Genomic DNA, 7,374 nt, shown 5'->3' with positions numbered 1-7,374 from the left:
CCCCTCCCGCGAGCGGGAGTAAGGAATGCGGCTGGCGGGCCCCGTCCGTAGGTTTTCCGTTCTCCGCCGAGTGGCCCCCCCAACGGCCTATGGCCGTCGGTGCCCCCACAGATCTCCAACGCCCTCGCTTCGTTCGGGCGCCGGGATGACGGCGGAGAGGCCGGGAAGACGCGGGGCATGCGATCTGTCCTCGCGTCACTGCTCAGGCCGGGTCCTCCCCGTTTGCCCCTCCCGCGAGCGGGAGTAAGGAATGGGCAAACGGGTCCCGCCCGAGGTCCCTTCCCGGAAATGGCCGAGCGCTGTCGCGCTTGTCATGTGGCCATTTCCGCCGGGATGACGAGAGGAGGCGCCTGCCGCCGCGCTTCCATCAGCAATGACAAGGGTCGGGGGTATGTGTTATAATAGTGGTGTAATATACCTTGCAGAACCAAGAGACAAAAGGACTTGAACATGAAAAAAACTATGAGCATCACCCTGGCCCTGGTCTTTTTGCTGGCCTGGGCCGCATACGCGGCGCCGCCCAGGATCGCGGTGGCGTATTTTTCGGCCACGGGCAACACCAAACAGGTGGCACAGTTCATAGCGAAAAGCTATGTAGGTGCAGAGGAAGTGGACTTATATGAGATCCGGGCGGCAGTACCTTATACCGAGGCGGACCTGGACCACTCTCCGGACTGCAGATCCATGAAGGAGAAAAACGATCCTGCTTCCAGGCCGAAGCTCGGCGGGGCGCCCTTTGACTTCGGAAAGTACGAAGTGGTGTATGTGGGCTTTCCCATCTGGTACGGCCTGGCGCCCAAAATAATATACACCTTTGTGGAGTCCTGCGACCTGACCGGCAAGACGGTGATACCCTTCTGCACCTCCGGGGGCGGCGGGATAGACGCGGCGGAAAAGGAGCTGTCGGCTCTGGCGAAGGGGAGCAACTGGCTGCCCGGCAAACGCTTTGCGGCCAATACCTCCCAGGATGAAGTGAACGAATGGATCTGGGGATCGAAGGAAAAGATCCCGCCCAAAAAAATAGTGACGGGCACGCCGCAGGGGTTAAGGGAATTGGCTCAAGAATGGGATAAGAGATCAAAAGAAATATATAAAGATCTGCCTCCCGATCCCATAACCGATTGGGACAAGACCTTTGACCGGGACGACAGAGTGAATCACAGCAAGATCAGCTTCATCAACCGCTACGGCATCATCCTGTCGGCGGATCTCTACGAGCCCAAAAACGCTTCCGGCAGGCTGCCGGCTCTGGCAGTCAGCGGGCCCTTCGGGGCCGTCAAGGAACAGGTGTCCGGCAGATACGCCCAGGAAATGGCCGCCAGAGGCTTTGTTGCCATTGCCTTTGACCCCTCCTACACCGGGGAAAGCGGCGGCTATCCCCGCAACGTGGCCAGCCCCGACATCAACACCGAAGACTTTCAGGCGGCGGTGGACTGGCTGTCGGCGCAGGACAACGTGGACCCGGAGCGCATAGGCATCATAGGCATCTGCGGCTGGGGCGGCATGGCCCTCAACGCGGCGGCCCTGGACACCCGCATCAAGGCCACCGTCACCTCCACCATGTATGATATGTCCCGGCAGTTTGCCAACGGCTACAACGACGCGGATGACAACGAGGAAGCCAGGCACAGACAGAGAGAGGCCCTGAACAAGCTGAGGACCGAGGACTTCAAAAAGGGCTCCTACGGCGTTGTGCAGCCTCTGCCGGATCCCAAGGACCTGGACGAGAACACCCCTCAGTTCGTCAGAGACTACGTGGAGTATTACAAGACCCCTCTCGGGTATCACGAGCGCTCCGTGGGCAGCAACCAGGGGTGGAACGAGATAGGCTGTATGAGCTTTATGAATCAGCCCCTCCTGCAGTATTCCAACGAGATACGCAGCGCCGTCCTGATGATCCACGGCGAAAAGGCCCACTCCCTGTTTTTCAGCCGGGACGCCTTCCGCAACATGATCAACGGCAACAAATACACCGGCAACAAGCGGCTCCTCATCATACCCGGAGCCGTCCACACGGACCTGTATTACAAGATGGACGTGATCCCCTTTGACAAGATGGAGGAGTTCTTCCGGAAGCACTTGAAGTAGGTCGGGGCAGACAACAAAAAGGGAATGCAGCCGCATTCCCTTTTTTCTTCGCTCTTCTATTTCCTCAGTGAGGTGATCACCACCTCCGCCTCGCCTCTGTCTATGAGCAGATTCACTCCTCTCACGTCTCCCGGCACGTCGCATTTCCCCTGATTGGCCAGCCTGCCGTCTATAAAGACGTCCAGCCGGTTGGAGTAGCGCACCAGGTGCACGTGAAACTTTTTCCCCGCTTTGATGCCGCAGTCCCTGGCGTTCTCGTTCTTGTCAAAGGCCATCACCGGAGTGATGTAGCAGGTGCGCTCCCCGGCGTCGAATATGACCCCGGCGTCGCTGTTGGAGGCGTCCCAGCCCTTGGCGTCATGGAAGATGATGCCGCAGGCTCCCTTTTTGATGGTGATATCCGCCTCCAGCTCCATATTGTCGGTGCCGTCGGTGATGATCTTGGCCGACTGCCAGCCGGTCTTGGCGGAGCCCTTGTAATGCCCGCCGGAGCCGGTCCACCGGCCCTCCATAAAGTTCCAGGCCCCGTGGGCGCAGATGTTCTGAGGGGCGGGCAGGGCCGCCGGGTCAGCCTCGGTCCCCAGCCGGGCCTCGGGTATGTCCCATGGGTAGGCCAGATAGAGCCGGTGCCGGGCGTCTGTCTTCATCTCATAGGGGCGGGACAGAAACACGTCCTGGGTAAACATCTCGTAGCGCTTGCCTCTGAACATGACGCTGCGGCAGGAGTAGCCCCCCTTGTCCGTGATGAGTATCTGTCCTTCCTTCAGCTCTTTGAAAGGGCCGTAGGGGGAGTCGGAGACGGCGTATATGGTGGCGGCAGTCACGTGAGAGTCACGATAAAATCCCCGGTTGCCGTAGCCGTGGGCGGAGAGCACCGTCAGATACCACTTGCCGTTGAGATAAAACACGTCGGGCACCTCGATGCAGGCGTATTTCCCCGGCGCAAACGCGGGCGGCAGCTGCTCCCAATGGAGCAGGTCCTTGCTGCGGGCGCAGCCTATGCAGGCGGTAGCGGAAGGGGAGGGGCCCTTGGTGCGGGCGGCAAAGTAGCCTATCCACCAGTCTCCTTCCCGCACTATGCACATATCCCGGCAGTCTATGCAGCCAATGACGTCCCGGCTGCCTATATACCAGCGGTCGTCGGGGACTATCACCGGGTTGCCCTTGTATCTCTCGAAAGTGTAGCCGCCGTCTTCGGATATGGCCAGGCCTATGCGCTGCTCGGGAACTACGCGCATGGTGTAGTAGAGATACATCTTCCCCTCATGCCACACTGCGCAGCCCGTCCAGGGCTGCAGCTCGTCCAGAGTGCCCGCAGGCCCGGGGCCCAGAGCGTAGGGATGTTCGGTCCAGTGGATCAGGTCAGTACTGGTGGCGTGGCCCAGCCAGTCTCCCGCATCCTCCCGGGCCTGGGTCTTTTCGGGCCGTAACTGCAGATAATACATATGCATCAGGCCGTCCGCTTCCTCGCGCCAGGTGTCCCACGTATACATTTCCCGGGGCTTGTAGCGGGTCTCCGCCGCGGAGACGGACAGGGCGGCGGACAATATGATGAGCAAACAAAGCAGTTTTTTCATAGCGTTACTCCTTGAGCTCCCGAAGGAGCCTCGTTTTCAAACTGTCTATTTGGCGGCGGTCATTTTTTGCGACCATTTTTTCGCCAGGGCGGCCTTGCTGTCCGCGTTCCTGCGGGAAGGGTGGCCCGCCGGGGCGTCCTTGGGTATCAGCTTCAGGCTCTCGCCTGCCATATCTTTTGTCAGGGACACCAGCTGAGGCATCACGTCCTCGCTCCTGTCCATGCCGATGGAGAGCAGCTGGGCCACAAAGCCCAGGGTGGAGGCGGTGTACCAGTTGCCGTTGAAGCTGCTCAGGCTCTTGGCGGGGTCCGTGACCGGGGAGTTGATCTTGTGGGTCAGATAGGCTATCACCAGGCCGTTGGCCGGGTCGATCATCACCAGAGTGCCTGTCCAGCCCTGATGGCCTATGACGTTGGAGGCGGCCTCCGTGCCGAAATACCAGGGGCGCTGCGCGTCGCCGTTGCGCCACCAGCCCAGACCCCAGTTGCCCAGGTCCTCATTCTTGGGACTGGTAAAAAGGTCTATGACGTTGCGGTCGAAAAAGCGGTGCTCGCCATAGCCTCCCGTGAGCATGACGCCGGCCAGGGTGGCCAGCTCCGAAGCGCAGGCAAACAGGCCCGCGTGGCCCGACACGCCGCCCATGCTGAACCAGGCCTTTTCGTCGTGGACCTGGCCCTGCAGGGTGTAGGTGCGGATGCCCGGAAAGTCGATGGAGCCGTCCCGGGTGTTGCCGTTCAGCTCGGTGGCGGCGCAGTCCCCGGCTCTGAAGCCGTGCTTCAGGGGGTTGTAGGTGATCCTTTTGAGGCCCATGGGCTCAAAAAAGGTCTCCTTCAGATAGGTGTCCAGGTCCTTGCCGGCCAGCTGCTCCGCTATGAGGCCCAGCAGCATATAGTCTATGTCCGAATATTTGGTCTGGGTGCGGGGCTCATACATCAGGGGCGTCTTGCAGATGGCCTGCGCCGTGGCGGCCTTGGTCTTTTCGTCGCCGTCATAGCCGGCAAAAAGCAGGGTGTCGCCGTTGGGATATATCTTGTAGTATTCCACGCTGGGGGGAAAGCCCGCCTGATGGTAGAGCAGGTCTCTGATGGTGATCTGAGCCTTCCACCTGCGCTGGGTCTCCAGGGGCGGATTGGCCCCGTCGGCGTAGGGATACTCGATGACGTCCTCGAAAAAGCGGTCCCCCAGATATTTGGACACCGGGTCGTCTATGGAAAAACGCTCCTCGGTCAGCAGCCTTTGGAGGGCGTAGTTGGCGGAAAACATCTTGGTGACCGAGGCCAGGTCAAACAGGGTGCGGGTGGTGATGGGAGCCCCGGTCTTGTTGGGAGTGCCGTCGGGGAGATAGGCGTTCACCTTGCCCCAGGCCTTGTTGTACACCAGCTTGCCGTGCCGGATGATGGCCAGCTGGGCCCCCGGGAAGCCGTATTGCACGTCGGAGGCTATCAGGTCGTCTATGAGAGCCAGAGTGTCGCGGGAGATGCCCGCCTCCTCCGGGGTCCCGGGTATGACCGTGGGGTAGGGCGCGCGCACAGTCACGGCGTCCTCAGCGTCACCGGGCTCTATCTCCGTCACCTGCACGGTGTTTTTGCCGTTGCGGGCCACCGGGGAATAGTCGATGCGGGCGCTCATGCCGCCCTTCAGCCCGGACAGGTCCGCCTCTCTGCCGTTGACGAACATACGCAGGCTCCTGACCCCAGGGGCCAGAGTGACGTAAAAATAGCCCTGCCCCTGCCAGCCGTCAAAGCTGGCCATGCTGTTCATGGCCAGAGTGTCGTCCACGTAGCCGCGCCAGTCCGGGAACACGGCCTTTACCTGCCAGCCTGCGTCCGGGACGGAGTCCACGGCCTCGGCCTTCAGCGTCTGAGCGGCCGCGGCAGCCGCCATGAAGCCCAGAATGACGATGATGATGAATATACGCGATAATTGCCTGCGCAGCATACAGGTCCTCCTCTGCGGTCAAAATGATGTGACTACACTATTATTGTAGCAGATATTTGCCCCCGCAGAGCGCCTCTCCCCGCCGGAAGAACAAAAAAACACCCCGTCATCCCGGCTTCTCCGCCGTCATCCCAGCGCACGAACGAAGCGAGGGCGTTGGAGATCTGTGGGGGAACCGACGGCTGAAAGCCGTTGGGGGGGCCACTCGGCGGACGAAAAGACTCTCTGTCCCGTTCAGTAACAACGTCATCTCGGCGGTGAAGGCCCTTCAGGCACTCACCGGTAAGAGATCTACGGGCGGGACCCGTTTGCCCGTTCCTTGCTCCGGCATAGCCGGAGAGGGCATACGGGGAGGACCCGGCTGTAGCAGAGACGGAAAGAACCTGGTGGCGCTTCTCCGCCGTCATCCCAGCGGAAATGGCAACCCCCGCGTCATCTCGGCCCAACTTCGGGGTCCCCGAAAAATCGCAGATTTTTTGGGGTGGTTGCGGTGGGGCCCGTTTGCCCGTTCATTGCTCTGTCGCAGACAGAGATGGCAAATGGGAGGGGCCGTATCGCGGGGCAGGGGAATACTCAGGAGAGCGTTTTTCCTTGAGGGCCTCGTACGGACCGGCGGCCAATTCAGACGTCATCTCGGCGGGTTTCCCCTCGGGAAAACCGGTAATTCGGGGCCCCCACGAATAAAGGTATTCGTGGGGTGAATAAGAGATCCCCTTCAGACTGTCTGAAAGGCCCCGGCACGGCATCATATTCACAGCCGGGAGAAAGAATGTTTTGTCCCGTTGGGCCTGGTCCGTGGCGAAGGCTCGCGGTTCTTTCTCAGGGGATCTCTTACCGGTGAGTGCCTGAAGGGCCCTCACCGCCGAGATGACGTCGTTATTGAACGGGACAACATACGGGCGCCGGGATGACGCGGGTAGCGGCGCGGGGGCCGAGATGACGTTTATATTGACCGCCGGCGCCATTTCCGCCGGGATGACGCGGCGCAGCGGCGCAGCCGCCGGGATGACCTCTGAATCGGCCGCAGTCATGCCGGCATGAGACGCGTGGATATTTTGTGACTTTTATTCTTGCATTTACACTTGATTCGATGGACGGGAATGTGATATAATGGTATAAGTATCCCGCCGCGGTCTCTGCTGCGGGTCTGCCCGGCTCCGGCGGGATGGCGGGCAGCATCATATAAAGGAGGCGCGTTCATGACAATATCCGATCTGACGGATTATGCCGCGCAAAAATACCACGTCCGCGAGGAAGTGAAGTGGGACGGCGTCCCGGGCTTCTCCGTGCTCGCCCACCCTGACACCGGCAAGTGGATCGCCGTCTTTATCCGCAGGATAGACGGCAGGACCGGCGGAGAGGTGGTGAGCTGCGACCTGAAATGCAACGCCGACGCCCTGTCCGCCGAGGAAAAGGAACTCTTTTCCCTCCCCGAAAGGACCCGGGGGACCAAGTGGATCAGCATCCCGCTGGACGAGATCACGGACAGCGGGCCTGTGTTTCGTCTGCTGGACAAAGCCCTGGCCCTGCAGCCTCATTCCGGCAGCACCATCGTCATAGACCACCGGTCACCCTCCCGCAAATACAGCGACGTGCCCATTCCCTTTGCCGATAGCGTCTTCAGCCCCTCCGTGGCTGCCCGGGAGGCCACGCCCGAACGCATCAGGCAGATGCGCCGCATCATGGTGCTTGACCGGTCGCCCCAGGGCAAGGCCGAGCGCTTTTACAGGCAGGCCGTGTTTATGAAGGACTATGAGGACGACTGCCCCTG

At 60.8% G+C, this 7,374-nt stretch carries 4 protein-coding genes; 2 read left to right on the top strand and 2 right to left on the bottom strand.

The window, feature by feature from the left end; genetic code table 11:
- Nucleotides 1-450: 450 nt before the first annotated feature.
- Nucleotides 451-2,088, top strand: a complete 1,638-nt coding sequence (locus tag IK083_10350; GenBank protein ID MBR4749954.1) for a dienelactone hydrolase family protein — start codon at nt 451-453, stop codon at nt 2,086-2,088.
- 56 nt (nt 2,089-2,144) lie between these two features.
- Here IK083_10350 and IK083_10345 read toward each other — a convergent pair whose 3' ends face one another.
- Both IK083_10345 and pbp4b read right to left on the bottom strand, forming a co-directional pair.
- Nucleotides 2,145-3,665, bottom strand: a complete 1,521-nt coding sequence (locus IK083_10345; protein MBR4749953.1) for a hypothetical protein — start codon at nt 3,663-3,665, stop codon at nt 2,145-2,147.
- A gap of 45 nt (nt 3,666-3,710) precedes the next feature.
- A complete protein-coding gene (pbp4b, locus tag IK083_10340) occupies nt 3,711-5,603 on the bottom strand; it encodes a penicillin binding protein PBP4B (GenBank protein ID MBR4749952.1) in 1,893 nt (630 codons plus the stop codon).
- Nucleotides 5,604-6,802: 1,199 nt separating this feature from the next.
- Here pbp4b and IK083_10335 point away from each other — a divergent pair.
- The coding region (locus IK083_10335; GenBank protein MBR4749951.1) for a hypothetical protein at nt 6,803-7,374 on the top strand (572 nt) is incomplete at its 3' end.

The organism is Abditibacteriota bacterium (genome assembly GCA_017552965.1).
In the GTDB taxonomy this organism is placed as follows: domain Bacteria; phylum Armatimonadota; class UBA5829; order UBA5829; family UBA5829; genus RGIG7931.
The sequence above is the reverse complement of the archived record's forward strand: the minus strand, read 5'-3'. Positions and strand labels throughout refer to the sequence as shown.